The organism is Streptomyces sp. NBC_01197 (genome assembly GCF_036010505.1).
Lineage (GTDB): Bacteria > Actinomycetota > Actinomycetes > Streptomycetales > Streptomycetaceae > Streptomyces.
This window is the reverse complement of the sequence record NZ_CP108569.1, coordinates 2753072-2772848: the sequence shown is the minus strand read 5'-3', so window position 1 is coordinate 2772848 and position 19777 is coordinate 2753072. Positions and strand designations below refer to the sequence as shown.

Sequence of the window (19777 nt, the reverse complement as noted above, 5' to 3'; positions counted from 1 at the left end):
GTCGGTCGTGTACGGGCCCGGGTCCGGGGTCAGCCGGGCGGCTTCCGGACTACCAGGCCGCCGACGGCGATTTCTCGCCGGGCAGCAGGATCCACAGCGCCAGATACAGCAGGAACTGCGGCCCCGGCAGCAGGCAGGAGACGACGAAGATCACGCGCATGGTGGTCGCGGAGGTGCCGAAGCGCCGAGCCAGCGCCGCGCACACTCCGCCGAGGACACGGCCTTCACGGGGGCGGACAAGACCGGACATGGTGGGCTCCTTCGCGAAGCGTCGCGGGAGCGGCTCCGTCGCGCTCCCTGTACATCCATCATGACGCCCGGTGGCGGAACAAAACATCGCTCTACGGGGCGATCCCGACCCTGGGAATCGTCGGGGTAACTACCTGGGGGGCCTCGTCCGGAAGAACGGCGACCCGTTCCGGGCGCCCCACCCGCCTGCGCCGCAGTCGGCACCGCACGGCAGGCACCACGAGTAGGTGCGCCAGCGCGACGCCCGCCGTGTTGAGCAGCAGCGAGTCGACATCGACCACCTGGCCGGGCACTCCGGTCTGCAGCAGCTCGATGGCCAGCGAGATCAGCGCGCCCGCCGCGACCGTACGGGCCAGCGATGCCCAGGGCGACACCCGCAGCCGGCCGCCGGCCAGCGGCAGCAGCACCCCCAGCGGGGCGAGCAGCAGCAGTGCCTCGCCGATCCTGCGGGCCGCCTCCAGGGGGCTCAGGGCCAGATCCGCTCTGATGCCGGCGAGCGGCGTGAAGTTCGAAGCGGTCACCCACATCACGTCCAGCGGGCGCAGGGTCAGCCAGCCGACAATCAGGAGATGCGCGGCGAGGAGGACAACCCCCACGACACGAAAACGGATGACGGAGCGACCGCCCGTACCTTGACGCACACCTCACAAGACGCGGCTACCGGTGGGATCGGTTCCGCTGACTTTGTCACCGTGCCGTCACCGAATCCACACCGGCCCCGCACCTGCACGGGGCCCGGGGCGGGGCAATGGCGAACGCGGCCCTACCTCCGTACGTCGCCCAGCTCCGGGGCGGCGTCCGGCCGGGTCTTCAGCTGCTGGGTGCAGGAGTACGCGCGCGGAGGGTCCCCGCCCGGGCCGCCGAGGACCACCGAGCCGTCCGTCTCCGCCGCCGCGCTCTCCGCGTACGTACAGACGATCTGGGCCAGCGCGTTGGCCGGCAGGTCCGCCGGGTCGCGGCTCAGCCGCAGCGCACCCGCCGGGTCGCTCTTGCGTCCCTCGCTCACCGAGAGGGACGCCTGCACATCCGTACTGAACCCGGCCTCCTTCTCGGACCCGCTGGGCTTCTCGCGCAGCTCGTCGAGGAGCTTCTCCGCGACCCGCACACCGTCGGAGAGGGTGCGGCCCTCCGCTATCTGCACCGTGCGGTCGACGGGGACCAGCCGGCTCCCGCAGACCAGGTAGACCCGGACCGGGATGCCCTGGGGCGCCGGGGACTCGCCACCGGCTGGGAAGTTGCACGGCACCCGCGACGGCGCGGCGCCGGCGTCCACCGGTACGGAGGTGTTCCGGATGCCGCACCCGGCCGTCAGGGCGCACAGCGCGGCCAGGCCCATCAGTATCGCTGCGGGATTCGCTCGTCCGGCCCTCATGCGCCGTCGCCTTCCTGGGCGTCGCGGGCAGGGTCAACAGGGTCGCGCGGCAGCCGCAGTTCGAAGACCGCGCCACCGTCCGCCGCGTTCGACGCGGTGATGTCGCCGCCGTGGATGTGCGCGTTCTCCATCGCGATGGAGAGGCCGAGCCCGCTGCCCTCGGAACGGGGCCGGGACGCGCTCGCCTTGTAGAAGCGGTCGAAGACGTGCGGGAGCACGTCCTCGGGGATGCCGGGGCCGTGGTCCTGCACCGCGATGACCAGCTCCTCGCCGTCGATCCGCACGGCGACCCGGACCGGCGAACCGCCGTGCTTCAGCGCGTTCCCGATCAGATTCGCCAGGATCACATCGAGACGGCGCGGGTCGAGCCGCACCATGATGCCGCGGTCCGCGTCCAGCTCCACCGCGTCGAGCCAGGCGCGCGCGTCGATGCAAGCGGTGATCTGGTCGGCGATGTCCACGTCGTCGAGCACCAGCCGGGCCGTCCCCGCATCGAAGCGGGTGACCTCCATCAGATTCTCCACCAGGGTGTTCAGCCTGCGGGTCTCGCTCACCACCAGCTCCACGGCGGGCGCGATCATCGGATCGAGGCTGTCCGCCTCCTCCTCCAGGACCTCCGAGACCGCGGTGATCGCGGTCAGCGGCGTCCGCAGCTCGTGCGACATGTCGGCGACGAAGCGGCGGCTGGCCTCCTCCCGCTCGCTCATGTTGCTGACCTTCTCCTCCAGGGCCGCGGCCGTCTTGTTGAACGTCCTGGACAGCTCGGCCAGCTCGTCGGTGCCGGAGACCCTGAGCCGGGTGTCGAGCTTGCCCTCACCGAGCCGCCGGGCCGCTTCACCGAGCCGCTGCACGGGCCGGAGCACCGTCGTCGCCGCTGCCTGGGCGAGCAGCGCCGAGCCGATCAGGGCCAGTGCGGTGGCGATGGCCAGGGACCAGGCGAGCGAGCTGAGGTCCTGCCGCTCCTGGTCGAGCGAGGTGAGCATGTAGCCGGTGGGCCCGCCCCCGATGATCTTCGCGCCGCTCACCAGGTACGGCTTCCCGCGCAGTGTGACGCGCTGCCAGAAGAGGTGATACGTCGAGCGCTCGTCCGAGCCGACCTTCTGCTGCCTGGCCACCGCTTCCTGCAGCTGGTGCGGCACATCGGCGAGCGTGAAGGTGTCCAGGTCGGAGTAGCCGATGACGGGCTTGCCCTTGGCCCGCTCGCCGACCAGCAGCACGCTGTAACCGGGATTGCTGGACCCGGCCATCCGTACCGCCGCGCTCTGCAGCTCGTTCTGCGTCGGCCGCAGCGGCAGCGAGGCCGCGTGGTTCTGCATCTCCTGCCGGAAGTCCTTGAGCGCGGAGTCCTGGGTACGGGTCAGCACCGCCTCGCGGTTGAGCCAGTACGCGATGCCGGAGGCGGAGACGGCGGCCGTGAGCGCGACCAGGGCGAAGACGACGACGAGGCGCAGCCGCAGGCTGGTGAGGCGCAGCCCGTGGAAGGACGGACGAGTCACTGAGGCGTGTCCAGCCGGTAGCCGACGCCGCGGACCGTACGGATCAGGGTCGGCGAGGACGGCACGTCCTCCACCTTGGCGCGCAGCCGCTGCACGCAGGCGTCGACCAGCCGTGAGTCACCGAGGTAGTCGTGCTCCCAGACCAGCCGCAGCAGCTGCTGGCGGGAGAGCGCCTGTCCGGGCCTGCGGCTCAGTTCGAGCAGCAGACGGAGCTCGGTCGGGGTGAGCTGGAGGTCCTCGCCGTTCTTCGTCACGGTCATCGCCGAACGGTCGATGACGAGACTGCCGAAGGCGGCGGAGTCGGTGGACTCACGCTCCCCGCGGCGCAGTACGGCGCGGATACGGGCGTCGAGCACCCGCCCCTGCACCGGCTTGACCACATAGTCGTCGGCGCCGGATTCGAGGCCGACCACCACGTCGATGTCGTCGTTGCGCGCGGTCAGCAGGATGATCGGCAGTTGGTCGGTGCGTCTGATCCGCCGGCACACCTCGAAACCATCGATTCCGGGCAGCATCACATCCAGCACGATCAGATCGGGCCGCTGTTCACGCAGCAGCTGGAGACCGTCCTCGCCGGTGGCGGCTGTGGCCACCCGGTGCCCCTGGCGTGACAGAGACAGCTCAAGAGCCGTACGGATGGCGTCGTCGTCCTCGATCAGCAACAGGAAAGGCACGAGGGCCATTCTGGCCCATGGGACAGGGGAGTTCGACCTCCGGCGGTGGTTACGTGACCGCCGTGACTCTGCGTGGAGGACCCTGTCACCGCGCGCCAGACATCCTGGGGTCCGTCCCGGAGCCCGTCCAGGGACCCGCCGAGAGCCCCCTCTGATGCTCCGCAGACCCCCGGTATGCCGCCTCTGTCACCACTGCCGCCACTCAGGACACCTCCCGCCCCACCCCTTGTGACGCGCCTGTGACAGTCGACAGACACCCTCATGAAACTGCGCAGGCAAGCTCTTCATCAACAGACCGAAGCACGACTCCACGGCGGGGGGCGCGAGATGAACACACTGCACAGCAACAACTCCGGCGCAGTAATCACGCGGCTCCACGACGTGGTGACCGCACGCAACAGTGAGAAGTCCGGTGCCGCGGGAGGGCGGGGGTGCTCTCGTGGCACCGGGCGTCAGCACCCGGCGTACATGACGGTGGTTGACGCACCCGCGGCGGTCGCGAAGGCGGCCGTGCCGAGCCAGGCGGCGGCGCACGGGGAGACCACGGGGGAGCGGTCCTCCGCGTCGGAGGCAGAGTTCACCGCCTACGTACAGGAACGCCGCGCCTCCCTGTACGCCACCGCATACCACCTGACCGGCGACCGTTTCGAGGCCGAGGACCTGCTCCAGAGCGCGCTCTTCTCGACGTACCGCGCCTGGGACCGGATCAGCGACAAGGCGGCCGTCGGCGGGTATCTGCGCCGCACCATGACCAACCTGCACATCAGCGCCTGGCGCAGGCGCAAGCTCAACGAGTACCCGACCGAGCAGCTCCCGGAGACGGTGGGCGACACGGACGCGATGCGCGGCACCGAGCTGCGCGCGGTGCTCTGGCAGGCGCTGGCCCGGCTGCCCGAGACGCAGCGCACGATGCTGGTGCTGCGGTACTACGAGGGCCGTACGGATCCCGAGATCGCGGAGATTCTCGACATCAGTGTCGGCACGGTGAAGTCCAGCATCTGGCGCTCCCTGCGCCGGCTGCGTGAGGACAACGTCCTCAGCTTCGGCCGTGACGAGCAGGAGTCCTTCGGCGCACTCGTCGCCTGAGGGGCCGGGGGAGGGACCGCTGTCCCGGGGGGAGACAGCGGGCGTTATGGGGGCGGGGCACGGGGCCCGGGGGAGCGCGGGGGAAGCGGAAGAGGGCCGGACAGGCCGGGGGCGCCTGTCCGGCCCTCTTCCCTATGTCCGGTCGAGGAGCCGCTTGATGAAGGGGGCGGCGTCCTGCGGCCTGTCCGCCTCGGTGACCAGGCGGTCCATGATCAGCGAGTACTGGTCGATCTCCTCCTGCTTGTCGAGGTAGACCGCGCCGGTCAGCTGTTCCAGGTAGACCTTGTCCGGCAGATCCGGTTCGTCGAACCTCAGGATGGTGATGGGGGTGCCGGCCGCCGCCATCGCGCCCACGCTGAACGGGGCGATCTGCAGTGTCACATTGGGAAGTTCGGCCACTTCGAGGAGATGTTCGAGCTGTCCGCGCATCACCTCGGCCCCGCCGAAGGGGCGGCGCAGGACGGCTTCGTCCACGACCGTCCACAGCACCGGCGCCTCGGTCCTGGTGAGCAGCTTCTGCCGCTCCATGCGGAGGTCGACCAGGCGGTTCACCTTGGACTCGGGAGCGCTCGGGTAGCCGAGGCGCGTGATGACCCGGGCGTATTCGGGTGTCTGGAGCAGGCCGGGGAGGAACTGGACCTCGTAGGTGCGGATGAGGGACGCGGCCTCCTCCAGGCCGACATGCAGCTCGAACCAGCTTTCCAGCACGTCGTTGTACCGGTGCCACCACCCCGGCAGGTTGGCCTGCCGGGTCATCTCCAGGTAGTCGGCCCGGGATTCCTCGTCCAGTACGCGGTAGAGGGTCAGCAGGTCGATGACGTCGCGCTGCTTGAATCCGACCTGGCCGCGTTCGAGCCGGGTGATCTTGGCGTCCGACGCCCGGATCGCCCTGCCCGCGTCCACGCGCGAGACCCCGCGGTCCTGCCGGAGCCGGCGCAGCCGTGCCCCCAGCAGGATGCGCAGGGCGGTCGGACCGGTGTGCTGGTGGTCCAGGTACCGCCTTATCGAAAGCTGTTCACTGGTCGGCCGCTGTATGGCGGTCATGCCAACTCCCGTAAGGCGACTGGACGGACACGAAGAGTGCCAGTCTCCCATCCGCCCCCGGGTCGCGTACAGCAGGATGGTCTCCGCCGCTACCGAGGGGCTCAGGTGGACAGTGCGTCGAACTCGCCGTCCTTGGCCCCGGCGATGAACGCGGCGATCTCCGCACGCGTGTACACCAGCGCGGGGCCCTGCGGGTGACGGGAGTTGCGCATCGCGACGCTGCCGTCGGGGAGCGCCGCGACCTCCACGCAGTTGCCTCCGGGGGCACTGTGCTGACTTTTCTTCCAAAGTGCGTTGTCGATCAGGTCGGATCGTGTTCCGTTCGCGATCTGTCGCATATTGATCACTCCTCGTCGGGGTGCGCACGCCTGACCAGGCGTCATGCATATGCAATTGCAGCTGCACTTGCCGCGGCAATTACGTCAGCCGGAACTGTAATTGCAGATGCAGTTGCGGCACCATCCCTCGGAGGGGGATAGTGGCAGCCGATCAACCCGCTTGTGACGTCTGGCTGCTGCTCCTCGGAGATCGCGATGACATCCCGCTCGACCGGACCAACCGGCTCTTTACCCGGGCCCACGGTGCACCGCCTGCTGGGCCGTGCGCTGTGCGACGCGTTCCGGCACGAGGAGACAGACGCCGCGTCCGTCCGCTTCACGGCCTGCGCGCTGCCGCCCGGAGGTCAGGCGGTCGGCGAGGGTCGCCGGTTCACCGGATCCCTGCTGCGCGACTGGTCGTTGAGCCCGCTCGTCGACAACGCGGCGCTCATCGTCTCCGAACTCCTCAGCAACGCCCTGCGGTACGGGCTCGGGGCCCTTCCCGCATGGTCGGCGCCCGGACAGGCGGTCTGGCTGGGGATGCTGCGCAGGCGTGGGACCGTGCTGTTCGCGGTCTGTGACCCCAGCACCGCCGTCCCGCGGATCAAGGAACCGGACTTCCTGGCCCAGTCGGGCCGCGGTCTGCACATCATCGACTGCCTCAGCGAGGCCTGGGGCTGGACCACTCCGGACAATGACGGGAAGGCGGTCTGGGCCGCGGTCTCGTGTCCTGCCGGGACCGGCCCCGACACCTCACCGGCCGGTCAGCGGGCGGTCGGCCCGTGGCCGGTACCCGCCGTCGGGCCGGTCGCGGCGCGTCGAACGGGCTGATGCCGCGGCACCAGGCCCCGCCCGGGAGTTGGCTGCCGGCCGTGGAGTGTCGAATTCGCGGTTCGAAGGGCCGGCGCCCGATGAGGGTGCGCCGGAGTGCGGCCGGGCTGGGGCAGGCGCTCAGACCGGCCGGGCCGACCTGGCCGGACGGGCGGGCCCCAGGGATCCGGCCGGTGTGCAGGCCGCCGCGAGGCGGCCCAGCGCCTCCCGCTTGTCGCACGGGTGCGCCCCCAGTCCCGACTGCCGTGCCACGATGCCCCGTTCGGACCGCATCAGCCGCCATCCCCGACGCAGCAGGAACGGCACCGACTTGCGCCCCTCGCGCAGATCCCGCATCAGCCGTCGCCGGAACGTGGTGGAAGGCCGCCCGCGCAGACAGAGCGCGTCCGCCAGTACGCCCAGCTCCTCGCACCGCCGCACGATGTCCGCAGCGAAGATGCCCTCCGCGATGAACACGGGTGCCGGGCCGATGCCGAGCGCCTCGCGACCGACGCGGGCGCTGGCGGAGATGTCGTACACCGGTACGTTCGTACGGCCCGTCCGGCACAGTTCCTGGATCGCGGCCACCGCCGCGTCCGCGTCCCACGACAGCGGTGAGTCCCAGTCGATGTCCGGGCTGCCGGGGACCTGCGGCAGCGTCGGGTCGCCGGCTTCCTTGTAGAAGTCGTCCAGGCGCAGGACGGGCAGGCCCGAACGCGCCGCGAGGGACGACTTGCCGGATCCGGAGGGGCCCGCGAGCAGGACGACGCGGGTCGGTATGGACTGGGAGTGACTCACGGAAGACCATTCTCCCGCATCCAGCGGTCCGGGCTACTCCCAGGAGTGAGGTTGCTGCGGTCCTGCTGCGGTCTTTGGAACGGAGGCCGCACAGCAACTACTCTTTGTGCTCATCCTCTTACTCTGCGAGTCAGGAATCCCATGGCATCACATGCAGCGCCCGCGCCCCGGCGGAACGCCCTGCTCCGTATCGGCCTCACCGTCACCGTGGCCGGTGCGGCGCTCGGTATGGGCGGTGCGGCCGCACAGGCCGCCACGCCCGCGGCCCCCGGCTCGGGCGGCCCCACCGCGCTTCTCGGCAGCCTCGGCCCGTCGCCGGTCCGGGTCCTGACCGGTGCCGTCGGTTACGCCACCGCGCCGGTGGCCAGCCTCCAGCTCGACCCGCTGGCCAAGACCGGGGTCGACCCGCTCGACAACGCGGTCGGCACCCAGGTGGCCGACTTCAAGCCCGTCTCGACGGCCCTCCTCACCTCCCCGCTGACCAGCGGCGGTGCGCTCAAGGACCTGCTGCCGGGCCGCTGAACCGGGCAGCAGGCCGGCCCGGTATACGGAGAGGCCCCCGCAGCCGCTGAACTCGGACGTTCAGCGGCGACGGGGGCCTTCCGGCTCCGCCGGCTCAGTACGACGAGCCCGACACGCCCAGGGCGCCCGTGGGGTGCCAGACAGTCTTCGTCTCCAGGAACGCCGTCAGCCGCTCCGTGCCGGGCATTGCCGTGAAGTCCACAGCCTGTGGACGCAGCACCCGCTTGAGGTTGTCCGCAGCGGCGATCTCCAGGTCGCGTGCCAGCTCGGCGTCCGCACCCGTCAGATCGATGGCGTTGACGTCCTGGTGCGCGGCGAGCGGCGCGGCGATCTCCGCCGTCTTCCCGGACAGCACATTGACCACCCCGCCCGGCAGGTCCGACGTCGCCAGCACCTCACCCAGCGAGAGCGCGGGCAACGGGGACGTCGCGGAGGCGATGACGACCGCCGTGTTCCCGGTCGCGATGACCGGGGCGACGACCGACACGAGACCCAGGAACGACGAGTCCTGCGGGGCGAGGACCGCCACCACTCCGGTCGGCTCCGGGGTCGAGAGATTGAAGAACGGGCCCGCGACCGGGTTCGCCCCGCCCACGATCTGGCCGATCTTGTCCGTCCAGCCCGCGTACCAGACCCAGCGGTCGACCGCCGCGTCCACCACGGCACCGGCCTTCGACTTGGAGATGCCGTCGGCGTCCGCCACTTCGCGTACGAACTGGTCCCGGCGGCCCTCCAGCATCTCGGCCACGCGGTAGAGGACCTGGCCCCTGTTGTACGCGGTCGCGCCCGACCAGCCGCCGAACGCCTTGCGCGCGGCGACGACCGCGTCACGCGCGTCCTTGCGGGAGGACTGCGGGGCGTTGGCCAGCCAGTTGCCCTTGGAGTCGGTCACCTCGTACACGCGCCCGCTTTCGGAGCGGGGGAACTTGCCCCCGACGTACAGCTTGTAGGTCTTGAAGACGCTCAGCCGGTTCTGCTGCTCGGTGCTCATCAGCGCTTGCCCTCCGGGCTCGACGGGGCGAGGTACGCCTCCAGGCCGTGCCGGCCGCCCTCGCGGCCGTAGCCCGATTCCTTGTAGCCCCCGAAGGGCGAGGTCGGGTCGAACTTGTTGAACGTGTTGGCCCACACCACACCGGCCCGGAGCTTGTTCGCGACCGCGAGGATGCGCGAGCCCTTCTCCGTCCAGATGCCGGCGGACAGGCCGTACTGCGTGTTGTTGGCCTTGGCGACGGCCTCGTCGGGCGTACGGAACGACAGCACCGACAGCACCGGGCCGAAGATCTCGTCGCGCGCGACGGTGTGCGCCTGGGTGACGCCGGTGAAGAGCGTGGGCGCGAACCAGTAGCCGGACGTGGGGAGTTCGCACGCGGGCGACCAGCGTTCGGCGCCCTCCGCCTCGCCCGTGTCCGCGAGCTTCTGGATACGCGCGAGCTGCTCGGCCGAGTTGATCGCGCCGATGTCGGTGTTCTTGTCCAGCGGGTCGCCCAGGCGCAGCGTGGAGAGCCGCCGCTTCAGCGCGTCCAGCACCTCCTCCTGCACCGACTCCTGGACCAGCAGCCGCGAGCCCGCGCAGCAGACCTGGCCCTGGTTGAAGAAGATGCCGGTGACGATGCCCTCGACGGCCTGGTCAATGGGGGCGTCGTCGAAGACGATGTTCGCGCCCTTGCCGCCCAGCTCCAGGGTGACCTTCTTCTCCGTACCCGCGACGGAGCGGGCGATGGCCTTGCCGACGGCGGTGGAACCGGTGAAGGCCACCTTGTCGACGTCCGGGTGCCCGACCAGTGCGGCGCCCGCGTCCCCGTACCCGGGAAGGATGTTGACGACGCCCTTCGGCAGGCCCGCCTGGCGGCAGATGTCCGCGAAGAACAGCGCGCTCAGCGGGGTCGTCTCGGCGGGCTTGAGCACCACGGTGTTACCGGTGGCGAGGGCCGGGGCGATCTTCCAGGCGAGCATCAGCAGCGGGAAGTTCCACGGGATGACCTGGCCCGCGACGCCCAGCGGCCGGGGGTTCGCGCCGCTGTGCCCGTCTGCCGTCCTCCGGCCGAACCCGGCATGGTCGAGCTTGTCGGCCCAGCCCGCGTAGTAGAAGAAGTGCGCGGCGACCAGCGGGAGGTCCGCGTCGCGGGTCTCCTTGATCGGCTTGCCGTTGTCCAGTGTCTCCAGGACGGCCAGCTCGCGCGAGCGCTCCTGGATGATCCGGGCGATACGGAAGAGGTACTTGGCGCGCTCGGAGCCGGGCAGCGCCGACCACTTCGCGAAGGCCTTGCGGGCGGCCTGTACGGCGCGGTCCACATCGGCGGTGCCCGCGCGGGCGACCTCCGACAGGACCTCCTCGGTGGAGGGGCTGACGGTCTTGAAGACCTTGCCGTCGGCCGCCTCGGTGAACTCGCCGTCGATGAAGAGCCCGTAGGACGGGGCGATGTCGACGACCGAACGCGACTCGGGAGCCGGTGCGTACTCGAACGCGGATGAGAGTGCCGCGGATGAAAGTGCCATGGTGATCAGTCCACCGTCACGTAGTCGGGACCGGAGTAGCGGCCGGTGCTGAGCTTCTGCCGCTGCATCAGCAGGTCGTTCAGCAGGCTGGAGGCGCCGAAGCGGAACCAGTGGCTGTCCAGCCAGTCGGCTCCCGCGGTCTCGTTGACCAGCACCAGGAACTTGATCGCGTCCTTGGTGGAGCGGATCCCGCCCGCGGGCTTCACGCCGACCTGGATGCCGGTCTGCGCGCGGAAGTCGCGGACCGCCTCCAGCATCAGCAGGGTGTTGGCGGGGGTGGCGTTGACCGCGACCTTGCCGGTCGACGTCTTGATGAAGTCCGCGCCCGCCATCATGCCGATCCAGGAGGCGCGGCGGATGTTGTCGTACGTCGACAGCTCACCGGTCTCGAAGATCACCTTCAGCCGGGCGGCCGTGCCCCCGGGCCGTACGCACTCGGCCTTGACGGCCTGGATCTCATCGAACACCGAGAGATAGCGGCCGGAGAGGAACGCGCCCCGGTCGATCACCATGTCGATCTCGTCGGCCCCCGCCGCGACGGCGTCCCGCACATCGGCGAGCTTCACCGGCAGCGCGGCCCGGCCCGCCGGGAAGGCGGTGGCGACGGACGCGACCTTCACGTCCGCGCCGTTCAGCGCGGCCTTCGCGGTGGCGGCCATGTCCGGGTAGACACAGACGGCGGCCGTCATCGGGGCCGTGCGGTCGGTCGGGTCGGGGTGGACGGCCTTGGCGGCGAGCGCCCGGACCTTGCCCGGGGTGTCGGCGCCTTCGAGCGTGGTCAGGTCGATCATCGAGATGGCCAGGTCGATGGCGTACGCCTTCGCCGTGGTCTTGATCGAACGGGTGCCGAGGGCGGCGGCGCGCGCTTCCAGGCCGACGGCGTCGACGCCGGGCAGCCCGTGCAGGAAGCGGCGCAGTGCGCTGTCGGATGCGGTCACGTCGGCGAGACCGCCGGCGGAGGGAGCGTCTCCCGGGCGGGAGGCGGGTCCTTCGCCGGGGGTGCCGGGGGAGGGGGCGGTGGTGGGCATGGTCACCAGATGAGCATATCTACGCGCGTAGCGACCTGTACAGAGGGGCGGTGATCCTCCTGGGCGCCCGGGCTCTTCCGGACGGTGCGCCCCGGCCCCTCCGGACGGCGCCTTCGGGTAGCGCCCCCGATCAGACGTCGTCCCCTTCGTAGGCCGTCAGTGCGGCTCGGCGCATCACGAACAGGCGGCGCAGGGATCCCTGATCCAAGCGCTTCTGCGTCAGTGCGACAGTGGTTCAGCTCACGGCGAGGAGTACGGCGAGCAGGATGGCGCCCGCCACGCTCGGGGCCATGATCTCGTAGGCCCAGCGGACCTCGGGGGTGCCCTGTGCCGTCGGCCGGTCGCTGCCGCGCTCCGAGAGCTCGCGCAGTTCGATGACCGACTGGTCGGAGGGCGCCCGGCCCTGGTCGGCGTCCGCGCCCTGGGCGAACGGATTACGGTTCTGGCGCTGCCCCGGACCGGGTGCGGCGGCCCGCATCTGCTGGATGTTGGCCCGCTTGCGGCGGCGCAGCGAGACCGGCACCGCCCAGAGCTGGTACTTCTTGCCGTCCGCGAACGCCTCGGTGGAGTACGCGGCCCGGATGTCGTCGACGCACGCCCAGGGAAGCGTGATCGAACGGAAGGGGTTACGGATCCTGAGCCGGTCGTCGTTGGCGTACACGGCGGGCCGCAGGGTGAAGGCGACGACCAGCGGGATCACGAAGAGCAGCGCGGCGAGGGCCAGCCAGGGGGTGTTCCCGTGGCCGCTGACCAGGGCGTCGATGCCCAGCCAGAGGGCGAGGGCGAGCAGCAGCACACCACCCGCGAGCCCGGCGAGTGACCGGTAGACCCGGTCGGCGTAGACCGGGTCGGGGGGCTTCGGTGTGGGGTGCTCAGGGGTCATGCACCGATTCTGCCTGACGGGCCGGGCGGGGGCGGCACGGCGGTCGGTGCGGCGGTGGCCGGGCTCCCGTACGCGGTTCTCCGGGTCCGTCGCGTACGTGCTCGGCCGTGCGGCTGCGGATGACAGCCCTCCCGGGGCTCGCCACGATGGTGGGGGCGCCGATCCCGTACTTGCCGGGCGACGCGTCCCAGCGATCTCGGTGTATCTCGGCCTTCGGGAAGGATCCCCATGACCAGCACCTCTGGCGCCGCCGGCATCCTCGCCGGCCTGGACGGCATCCGCGACGATCTTGAGGAGTTCTACCGCGACCTCCACGCCCACCCCGAGCTGGGCCTGGCCGAGCGGCGGACCGCGTCGCGGGTGGCCGAGCGGCTGCGGGAGTGGGGATACCGGGTGACCGACGGGATCGGCGGCACCGGCGTGGTCGGCGTCCTGGCCAACGGGGACGGCCCCACGGTGCTGCTGCGTGCGGACATGGACGCGCTCCCGGTCAGGGAGGACACCGGGCTGCCGTACGCGTCGACGGTGACCACCACGGACGCGGACGGTGCGGAGCTGCCGGTGATGCACGCCTGCGGGCACGACACCCATGTCACCTGCATGCTCGGCTTCGCCCGGCTGATGGCCGCCTCCCCGCAGGCGTGGCGGGGGACGCTGACCGTACTGTTCCAGCCGTCGGAGGAGAACGGCGACGGCGCCGACGCGATGGTCGACGACGGTCTCGTCGAGCGGATCCCCCGCCCGGACGTGGCTCTCGCCCAGCACGTGCTGCCGTATCCGGCGGGCTATGTGGGGGTGCGCCCCGGCTCGTTCCTGGCGGCGGCGGACAGTCTGCGCATCACGCTGTACGGGCGCGGCGGCCACGGTTCCATGCCACAGTTCACCGTCGATCCGGTGGTGCTGGCGGCGCTGTGCGTGGTGCGGCTCCAGACGGTCGTGTCCCGCGAACTCGCCCCCACGGCGCCCGCCGTGCTGACGGTCGGCAGCATCCAGGCGGGCGCGAGCCCGAACGTCATCCCCGACAGCGCCGTCATCCTGCTGAACGTCCGCACGTACGACGAGACGACCCGCCGTCAGGTGCTGGACGCGGTCGAACGCTGCGTACGGGCGGAGGCGACCGCATCGAACGCACCGAAGGAGCCGAGCATCGAGCGCATCACCTCGTTCCCGGCCACGGTGAACGACGCGGAGGCCGCCGAGCGGCTGGCGAAGGCGTTCGCGGCGCACTTCGGCGACGACGCGGGCACGATCGAACTCCAGACGGCCAGCGAGGACTTCAGCCAGATCCCGCGCGCCTTCGACGTGCCGTTCGCCTACTGGGGCTTCGGTGGCGCGGACCCGGAGAAGTACGCGGAGGCGGTCAGGAACGACACGGTGACCCAGGACATCCCGGTCAACCACAGTCCGCACTTCGCCCCGGTGCTGCAACCGACCCTGGACACCGGCGTGGCGGCGCTGACGGTCGCTGCGCTGGAGTGGCTGGGGGCGGGGACGGAATCGCCGGGCGGCGGGCGGGGCTGAGGCGGTCCTGACGCCGAGACGGATGAGGGCAGTTGCCGACGCGCGACCTGAACGCTTCCGTGAGGCGGGCGTCCGTCCGGCGCCCATGGCGAATCCGGCCCACCGACGACGGGGCCGCGCCGCGAGGGGCTGTTGCTAGGAGGCCTTGCTCAGGGCAGGACCGGTGCGCCAGACGCCGGCGAGTTTGGCCAGCGGTACGCCGAGTACCTCGCTGAGCCGGACGATGGTGCCGAACGCGGGCGTCGGCAGCCGGCCGGTCTCGATCTTGCGGAGGGTCTCCGGCGAGATCTCCGCCGCCAGGGCCACCTCGACGAGGCTCTGTCCGGCCCGGGCGGAGCGCAACGCGGCCCCGAGGCGTCGGCCCGCCTCGATCTGTTCGGGGGCGAGCGGATAACGAACCATGCGCACAGGCTAGAGCCGCAGATGTCCGGCGGCAACCACGCCGCCCACTGGTATAAATATACCTGTCGGTCGCCCCGGGGAATCGAGGATCGCAGTGATCGAGCACAAATCGCCCAAAGACATCGAGCGCATGCACGTCACCGGACAGTTCGTCGGCCAGGTGCTGGCTGAGCTCGGTGACCTCGCCGCAGTAGGGGTCAACCTGCTGGACCTGGAGCATCACGCTCGCCGCCGGATCAAGGAGCGGGGCGCGGAGTCCTGCTACTGGGACTACGAGCCCTCCTTCGGCAAGGGCCCGTTCCGTAACGTGGTGTGCCTCTCGGTCAACGATGCCGTACTGCACGGACTGCCACACAGCTACAAGCTGCGCGACGGGGACCTGCTGACCATGGATATGGCGGTGGTCATCGATGGCTGGGCCGCGGACTCGGCCCACTCCGTCATCGTCGGCACCCCGGCCGAGGAGGACCTGCGGCTGATCGAGGCCACCGAGGTCGCCCTCGAAGCCGCGATCAAGGTCGCCCAGCCGGGCAACAGGCTCGGGGACATCTCGGCGGCCATCGGCGCGGTCGCCGCCGAGTATGGCTACCCGGTCAACCTGGAGTTCGGCGGTCACGGTATCGGCCGCACGATGCACGAGGACCTGCACATCCCCAACGACGGCCGCCCTGGCCGCGGTTGGAAGCTGCGCCCCGGCCTGACGATCGCCATCGAACCCTGGTTCGCCGCCGGCACCAACAAGATCGTCTATGACCCGGACGGCTGGACGATCCGCTCGGCCGACGGCTCGCGCACCGCTCATTCCGAGCACACGGTCGCCATCACCGAGACCGGACCGCTCGTGCTCACCCGGCGCCCTCAGAGCAGTAAGGGGCGGGAAGGCCGACGGGAACCATCGGCGACCGGACGCTGACGAGGGCTTCATCGGGGATGAAGCCCGGGTGGCTGACTCCGCCCCGGACCGGCTCGGCACCTGAACCCGGACCGAACACGCACAGCCCTGGCAGAGCGATCTCCGTGCGGGACCCGCCAGGGCTGTCGTGCGCCGTGAAGCGGTACGTTGACGGCCGGCTTCGGGTCGGGTTCCTCAACTGTCAGCAGTGGATCGGCGGGCACGAAGACCGGTTCCGGCGGCGGCGACCGGTCTCAGCGGAACGCGGCCACATTGCGGGCGGCCCAGTCGGCGAAGGGGCGCGGGGCGCGGCCGAGTACCCGCTGGACGTCCGGGCTGACGCGCAGTTCGGCCGGGTTCGGGGAACCGATGATGTCCAGAGTGTCGTCGGCGAGCTCCGCCGGCATGCTCTGCGTCATGGCGGCCTTGGCCTCGTCGCGGGTGAGTTCGTGAAACCTCACCGGCGAGCCCAGTGCGGTGGCGATGGCCTCCGCCTGCCTGCGCGGAGTGATCACCTCCGGGCCGGTCAGCTCGTACACGCCGCCGCTGTGCCGGTCATCCAGCAGGCAGGCCGCCGCGACCGCGGCGATGTCCGCCGGGTCGATGACCGGCACACCGACGTCGCCGAAGGGTGCGGCGACGACCCGTTGCGCGCGGACGGACTCGGCCCACCATAGGGCGTTGGAGGCGAAGCCGCCCGGCCGCAGGATGGCCCACTCAACCCCGGACTCCCGCAACGCGTCCTCCAGTTCGCGCATCGCGATCCGCGTTGAGCCGAAGGGCCTGGTCGCCACGCCCAGCGTGGAGAGCAGGACGACCCGGCGAACCCCGCTGCCCGCAGCTTCGGCGATGAGGTCGGCGTGGCTGGCTCCATGGGCGTGCAGGTCGCCGGAGAGCAGCAGGAACAGCGCCTCCGCCCCGGCCAGCGCGGGTTTGAGCCCGGCCGGCTCGGCCAGGTCGGCCACCATGTGGCGGACGCCGTTCGGTACCGCCGCCGTGTGCCGCGACACCGCCGTCACTTGTCGGCCCGCCTCGGCCAGCGCCTGCGTCAACGGCCGGCCGATGTTTCCGGTAGCCCCGGTAACCACGATCATGATCAGCTCCTTGTCGGATGTCCTCTGTGGTCCTCACGCTAGGAGCGCGGACTAACTCTTCGTAAGGACATACCTTGAAGTAAGCTCATGGCATGACGGGAAGCGTGCAGCACAGACAGGCCGAGGTGGGGCAGCGGTATGACGTGTTTCACACCGACTGTCCCGCGCGCGACATGGTCGACCACGTGACCAGCAGGTGGGGCATCTGGGTGCTGATCTCCTTGCGGAGCAACGAGCTTCGGTTCTACGAACTCCGCGAGAGCATCCAGGGCATCAGCGAGAAGATGCTCGCCCAGACCCTGCGCGCGCTGGTCCAGGACGGCCTGGTCTGGCGGGAGGTCGAGCCGACGACGCCGCCTCAGGTCACCTACGGGCTGACCGAGTTCGGCCGGGACGTCGGCGAGCCGCTGACGGATCTCTTCGACCGGATCACCCGGCGGCTGCCGGCGCGCAGCGCGGGACGGCGCGGCGGGATCGTCGTCCGCCCCACCGCGTAAGCCTGATCGCGGGGAGCTATCAGTCAGTTGTACGGTGCGTGCGCCGTCGCCGTTGCCGGATGGACCAGGTTCCGGAGCTGGTCGACGGCGGTTCGGAGTGCTTCCAGTTCGGCGACGCGTTCCGCGTTCCGCTCGGCGACGGCGGCGTTGAGTCCGGCGAAGAACCGCGTGCGGTAGGCCAGGTCGGACTCGATGCGTTGCAGTTCCGCGAACAGGGCTGGCAGGCCGGGCCGTTGTGGGGCGAGTACGCGCATGATGCGGGGCAGGTGCCGTCGCAGGCGGATCTGCACGACTCCTGCGGCGAGGACGAGCCGGATCAGTGAGTAGGTCACGATGACTGCCCTCCATGGTCGGCCTGCCGGTGCCGCCTGCGCAGAACCCGGCAGTCGGTTTCCCTGCTGGCGTCGCCCTCGGCCTTGGCGACGGCTTCGGCGAGGTCGAACTCCTCGCACCGCGTGCATGGTTCGTCATCAGGTGTGGGTGTGAGTGTCACGATCCCAGCCTCCTGCGGCTCCGGCTCCGGGCATTGACCCGTGCGATCTCAACGGCAAGAAGCTCTATGCGAGTCGGTGTCCGAACCTCCTCGGGGACGGCCTCCCATTCGGCACCGCCGCTCACCGGCCGAAGCGACCAGTACGGGCCGGCCAGCCCCCGAAACTCCCCGGTTCTGTTGCCGTGCCCCGTATCGACCATGACCATGCCGAGATCTGGGACGCACGAGGGATCCTGCCCGTTCGGACTGTTCTGTGCAGCCACTACCACTCCTCTCCGTAGTCATTCCACTACCAAGCGGGCTCAGCGTGACCTACAGTTGAGATCTCTTCAACGTTCTGTATGCGGAGGGCACATTGGTGAACCGCAAGGAATTGAATCCCGAAGCAAGCCCGGCAGAGGCTTTCGGAGCGCGGCTGCGCAGATTGCGCGAGGCGCGTGGCTGGACTCAGGACGAATTCGCCGAGCTGGTCGGCTACTCGGGTAGGCATATTTCGGCAGTTGAAACTGGCCGCAAACCGCCAACTCTACGTTTTACACGCAGTACTGATGTCACGTTCGGGACCGTCGAAACCGCTGACTCGTTCGAGCGTGAATGGCGCGAGATCCGGCACGGCTCGCTACTGGAGGGCTTCCCGCAGTACGTGGGTTACGAGGGCCGGGCGGCGGAGATCCGCATGTTCACTCTTGGGATCATCCCCGGCCTGCTCCAGACTCCCGAGTACGCACGGGTGTTGGCGGACAGTGCCGTGCGGCGGGGTGCCATTACGCCCGACCAGGCGAATGAGCGGCTCTCGTTCCTGGCGGAACGACAGGCCGCACTGGCGCGGCCCCGGCTGCCCATGCTGTTTGTGACCCTGGATGAGAGCTGCATCCGTCGGCCCATTGGCGGTGCTGACGTCATGGATGCCCAGTTGGTCCGGCTGGTCGAGTTCGCCGAGCAGGCCAATACGCTGTTGCAGGTGGCACCGTACGAGATAGGCGAGCGACGCCCGTTCGACATGCCCGTGATCCTCCTGACGTTGCCGGACCGGTCCGTGATCAGTTACGCCGAGTCCCAGGCCCAGGGTTATGTGGACCGAGAGGCGCCATCGGTGATGCCCATGTTGACGGCCTACCATCAACTCCAGGCCGTATCGCTGTCTCAGGAGGCGTCCGTGGCCATGATCAACCAGTTGCGAAAGGGCACCCCATGACGACCGAATCCCCCCGCTGGTTCACGTCCTCGTACAGCAACAACGGCGGCGAATGCATCGAGGTCGCCACCAACCTGGTCACCTCGCGCGGCATGGTTCCCGTCCGTGACTCCAAGAACCCGGGCGGTCCGGTCCTGGGTCTCACCGCTGGTTCGTTCGCTTCCTTCGTTACGGGCGTCAAGGCCGGAGAGTTCGACGCCGTCTGACCGCCCCGGCCCCACGCGTACCGGCTGGGAGTGCCCCATCGTGCGACGGCGCGCGGTGGGGCTTCTCGCTGGCATGTCCCGAGCGCGCGGGGCGCAGACCGGCGGGGAGCCGGGTGCCGCCGTGGGGTCAGTTTTTCTGCGTGGCCCGCGGCTGGAGCGCGACGGGGCACGCGTAGTCCGACTCCGTCATCTTCCACCCGTCCCCGCGTACATGGACGCTGCGGTGCACGGGGGTGCTGCGCGCGGCACCTCCGGCGGCTTCCCCTGCCGGGAGGGGGGAGCCGGTCAGGGGCCACTGCGCCACCGTGCACGCCAGCTGGAGCATGGCCTGATGGTTCAGCGGGGCCCTGACGCCGAGGAGTTGGACGGAGAGGGTGCCGTCTTCGGTGGTGGACACCCGGGGCGCGTCCGTCAGGTGGGGCAGCTCCGTGGTGGCCGTCGCGGCCTCGCTCGCGGTCGGTCCCTCGAACAGCAGACGGACAACGGCTCTGAAGTTCCCGGCGTCGTCGGTCCGGCGGGGGTAGGCCGTCAGGTTTCCGTCGTGCAGGAAAAAGAGGGAGACGGTGGGGGCCGTCGAGCGTTGCGGGCTCGTGGAGAACATGCCGCTCGCCGGTTCCCCGGTCTCGATAACACCGGTCGGGGGGACGCCGCACGCCGCGAGCGTGACCGCGGCTGTGAGCCCGGACAGCAGCGCCGCCACCC

At 70.2% G+C, this 19777-nt stretch carries 25 protein-coding genes; 8 read left to right on the top strand and 17 right to left on the bottom strand.

The features are described from left to right. Positions 1-49: 49 nt before the first annotated feature. The 5 genes from OG452_RS12505 to afsQ1 form a co-directional block, all read right to left on the bottom strand. Complete coding sequence (locus OG452_RS12505) at positions 50-250, bottom strand: PspC domain-containing protein (RefSeq protein WP_327295708.1); 201 nt, start codon at positions 248-250, stop codon at positions 50-52. Positions 251-341: 91 nt separating this feature from the next. Next, positions 342-890 (bottom strand): VanZ family protein, encoded by a 549-nt coding sequence (locus OG452_RS12500; RefSeq protein WP_327295707.1) that lies wholly within the window; start codon positions 888-890, stop codon positions 342-344. A gap of 122 nt (positions 891-1012) precedes the next feature. After that, entirely contained in the window at positions 1013-1621 is a 609-nt protein-coding gene (locus tag OG452_RS12495; protein WP_327295706.1) for a hypothetical protein, read from the bottom strand. Next, positions 1618-3117 (bottom strand): HAMP domain-containing sensor histidine kinase, encoded by a 1500-nt coding sequence (locus OG452_RS12490; protein WP_327295705.1) that lies wholly within the window; start codon positions 3115-3117, stop codon positions 1618-1620. Before OG452_RS12490 ends, OG452_RS12495 begins: the two co-directional genes overlap by 4 nt. Then, on the bottom strand, positions 3114-3791 hold the full coding sequence (afsQ1, locus tag OG452_RS12485) for a two-component system response regulator AfsQ1 (RefSeq protein ID WP_266853934.1): 678 nt from the start codon (positions 3789-3791) through the stop codon (positions 3114-3116). The genes OG452_RS12490 and afsQ1 overlap by 4 nt, the downstream gene beginning before the upstream one ends. Before the next feature lie 327 nt (positions 3792-4118). On the opposite strand from afsQ1, the gene OG452_RS12480 reads away from it, so the two are divergent. Beyond that, positions 4119-4877, top strand: a complete 759-nt coding sequence (locus OG452_RS12480) for a SigE family RNA polymerase sigma factor (RefSeq protein ID WP_327295704.1) — start codon at positions 4119-4121, stop codon at positions 4875-4877. Positions 4878-5009: 132 nt separating this feature from the next. Here OG452_RS12480 and OG452_RS12475 read toward each other — a convergent pair whose 3' ends face one another. Both OG452_RS12475 and OG452_RS12470 read right to left on the bottom strand, forming a co-directional pair. Further along, positions 5010-5921, bottom strand: a complete 912-nt coding sequence (locus tag OG452_RS12475; RefSeq protein ID WP_327295703.1) for a helix-turn-helix domain-containing protein — start codon at positions 5919-5921, stop codon at positions 5010-5012. 101 nt (positions 5922-6022) lie between these two features. Then, complete coding sequence (locus OG452_RS12470) at positions 6023-6259, bottom strand: DUF397 domain-containing protein (RefSeq protein WP_327295702.1); 237 nt, start codon at positions 6257-6259, stop codon at positions 6023-6025. Positions 6260-6454: 195 nt separating this feature from the next. Here OG452_RS12470 and OG452_RS12465 point away from each other — a divergent pair, with 195 nt between their 5' ends. After that, on the top strand, positions 6455-7069 hold the full coding sequence (locus OG452_RS12465; RefSeq protein WP_327295701.1) for an ATP-binding protein: 615 nt from the start codon (positions 6455-6457) through the stop codon (positions 7067-7069). A 120-nt stretch (positions 7070-7189) separates the two neighbouring features. On the opposite strand, the gene OG452_RS12460 is transcribed toward OG452_RS12465, so the two are convergent. Beyond that, the gene (locus OG452_RS12460; protein WP_327295700.1) at positions 7190-7846 is read right to left on the bottom strand and encodes a uridine kinase family protein; all 657 of its coding nucleotides are present in this window, start codon (positions 7844-7846) and stop codon (positions 7190-7192) included. 141 nt (positions 7847-7987) lie between these two features. On the opposite strand from OG452_RS12460, the gene OG452_RS12455 reads away from it, so the two are divergent. Next, a complete protein-coding gene (locus OG452_RS12455; protein ID WP_327295699.1) occupies positions 7988-8368 on the top strand; it encodes a hypothetical protein in 381 nt (126 codons plus the stop codon). 94 nt (positions 8369-8462) lie between these two features. Here OG452_RS12455 and OG452_RS12450 read toward each other — a convergent pair whose 3' ends face one another. The 4 genes from OG452_RS12450 to OG452_RS12435 all read right to left on the bottom strand — a co-directional run bounded on the left by OG452_RS12450 (position 8463) and on the right by OG452_RS12435 (position 12775). Further along, entirely contained in the window at positions 8463-9359 is an 897-nt protein-coding gene (locus OG452_RS12450) for an aldehyde dehydrogenase family protein (RefSeq protein WP_327295698.1), read from the bottom strand. Then, on the bottom strand, positions 9359-10864 hold the full coding sequence (locus tag OG452_RS12445) for an aldehyde dehydrogenase family protein (RefSeq protein ID WP_327295697.1): 1506 nt from the start codon (positions 10862-10864) through the stop codon (positions 9359-9361). Before OG452_RS12445 ends, OG452_RS12450 begins: the two co-directional genes overlap by 1 nt. 5 nt (positions 10865-10869) lie before the next feature. After that, a complete protein-coding gene (gene deoC, locus OG452_RS12440; RefSeq protein ID WP_327299600.1) occupies positions 10870-11892 on the bottom strand; it encodes a deoxyribose-phosphate aldolase in 1023 nt (340 codons plus the stop codon). Between the two features lie 235 nt (positions 11893-12127). Continuing rightward, positions 12128-12775, bottom strand: a complete 648-nt coding sequence (locus OG452_RS12435) for a PH domain-containing protein (RefSeq protein WP_327295696.1) — start codon at positions 12773-12775, stop codon at positions 12128-12130. Between the two features lie 228 nt (positions 12776-13003). Here OG452_RS12435 and OG452_RS12430 point away from each other — a divergent pair, with 228 nt between their 5' ends. Then, on the top strand, positions 13004-14296 hold the full coding sequence (locus OG452_RS12430) for an amidohydrolase (protein ID WP_327295695.1): 1293 nt from the start codon (positions 13004-13006) through the stop codon (positions 14294-14296). 135 nt (positions 14297-14431) lie between these two features. Here the strand turns inward: OG452_RS12430 and OG452_RS12425 are convergent, their stop codons facing one another. Next, positions 14432-14698 (bottom strand): helix-turn-helix domain-containing protein, encoded by a 267-nt coding sequence (locus OG452_RS12425; RefSeq protein WP_327295694.1) that lies wholly within the window; start codon positions 14696-14698, stop codon positions 14432-14434. 94 nt (positions 14699-14792) lie between these two features. On the opposite strand from OG452_RS12425, the gene map reads away from it, so the two are divergent. After that, positions 14793-15611 carry a type I methionyl aminopeptidase gene (map, locus tag OG452_RS12420; RefSeq protein ID WP_327295693.1) on the top strand — a complete coding sequence of 273 codons (819 nt, stop codon included), beginning with the start codon at positions 14793-14795 and terminating at the stop codon, positions 15609-15611. 233 nt (positions 15612-15844) lie between these two features. Here map and OG452_RS12415 read toward each other — a convergent pair whose 3' ends face one another. Next, complete coding sequence (locus tag OG452_RS12415; protein ID WP_327295692.1) at positions 15845-16684, bottom strand: SDR family oxidoreductase; 840 nt, start codon at positions 16682-16684, stop codon at positions 15845-15847. Between the two features lie 92 nt (positions 16685-16776). Between OG452_RS12415 and OG452_RS12410 the strand changes: the two genes are divergently transcribed. Continuing rightward, positions 16777-17181 (top strand): winged helix-turn-helix transcriptional regulator, encoded by a 405-nt coding sequence (locus OG452_RS12410; protein WP_327295691.1) that lies wholly within the window; start codon positions 16777-16779, stop codon positions 17179-17181. A 23-nt stretch (positions 17182-17204) separates the two neighbouring features. On the opposite strand, the gene OG452_RS12405 is transcribed toward OG452_RS12410, so the two are convergent. Both OG452_RS12405 and OG452_RS12400 read right to left on the bottom strand, forming a co-directional pair. Then, positions 17205-17513, bottom strand: a complete 309-nt coding sequence (locus OG452_RS12405; RefSeq protein WP_327295690.1) for a hypothetical protein — start codon at positions 17511-17513, stop codon at positions 17205-17207. After that, a complete protein-coding gene (locus OG452_RS12400) occupies positions 17510-17674 on the bottom strand; it encodes a hypothetical protein (protein ID WP_327295689.1) in 165 nt (54 codons plus the stop codon). Before OG452_RS12400 ends, OG452_RS12405 begins: the two co-directional genes overlap by 4 nt. 358 nt (positions 17675-18032) lie before the next feature. Here OG452_RS12400 and OG452_RS12390 point away from each other — a divergent pair, with 358 nt between their 5' ends. After that, entirely contained in the window at positions 18033-18869 is an 837-nt protein-coding gene (locus OG452_RS12390; protein ID WP_327295688.1) for a helix-turn-helix domain-containing protein, read from the top strand. Beyond that, complete coding sequence (locus tag OG452_RS12385) at positions 18866-19075, top strand: DUF397 domain-containing protein (protein WP_327295687.1); 210 nt, start codon at positions 18866-18868, stop codon at positions 19073-19075. The genes OG452_RS12390 and OG452_RS12385 overlap by 4 nt, the downstream gene beginning before the upstream one ends. Positions 19076-19202: 127 nt before the next feature. Here OG452_RS12385 and OG452_RS12380 read toward each other — a convergent pair whose 3' ends face one another. Beyond that, complete coding sequence (locus tag OG452_RS12380; RefSeq protein ID WP_327295686.1) at positions 19203-19775, bottom strand: hypothetical protein; 573 nt, start codon at positions 19773-19775, stop codon at positions 19203-19205. Positions 19776-19777 lie beyond the last annotated feature (2 nt).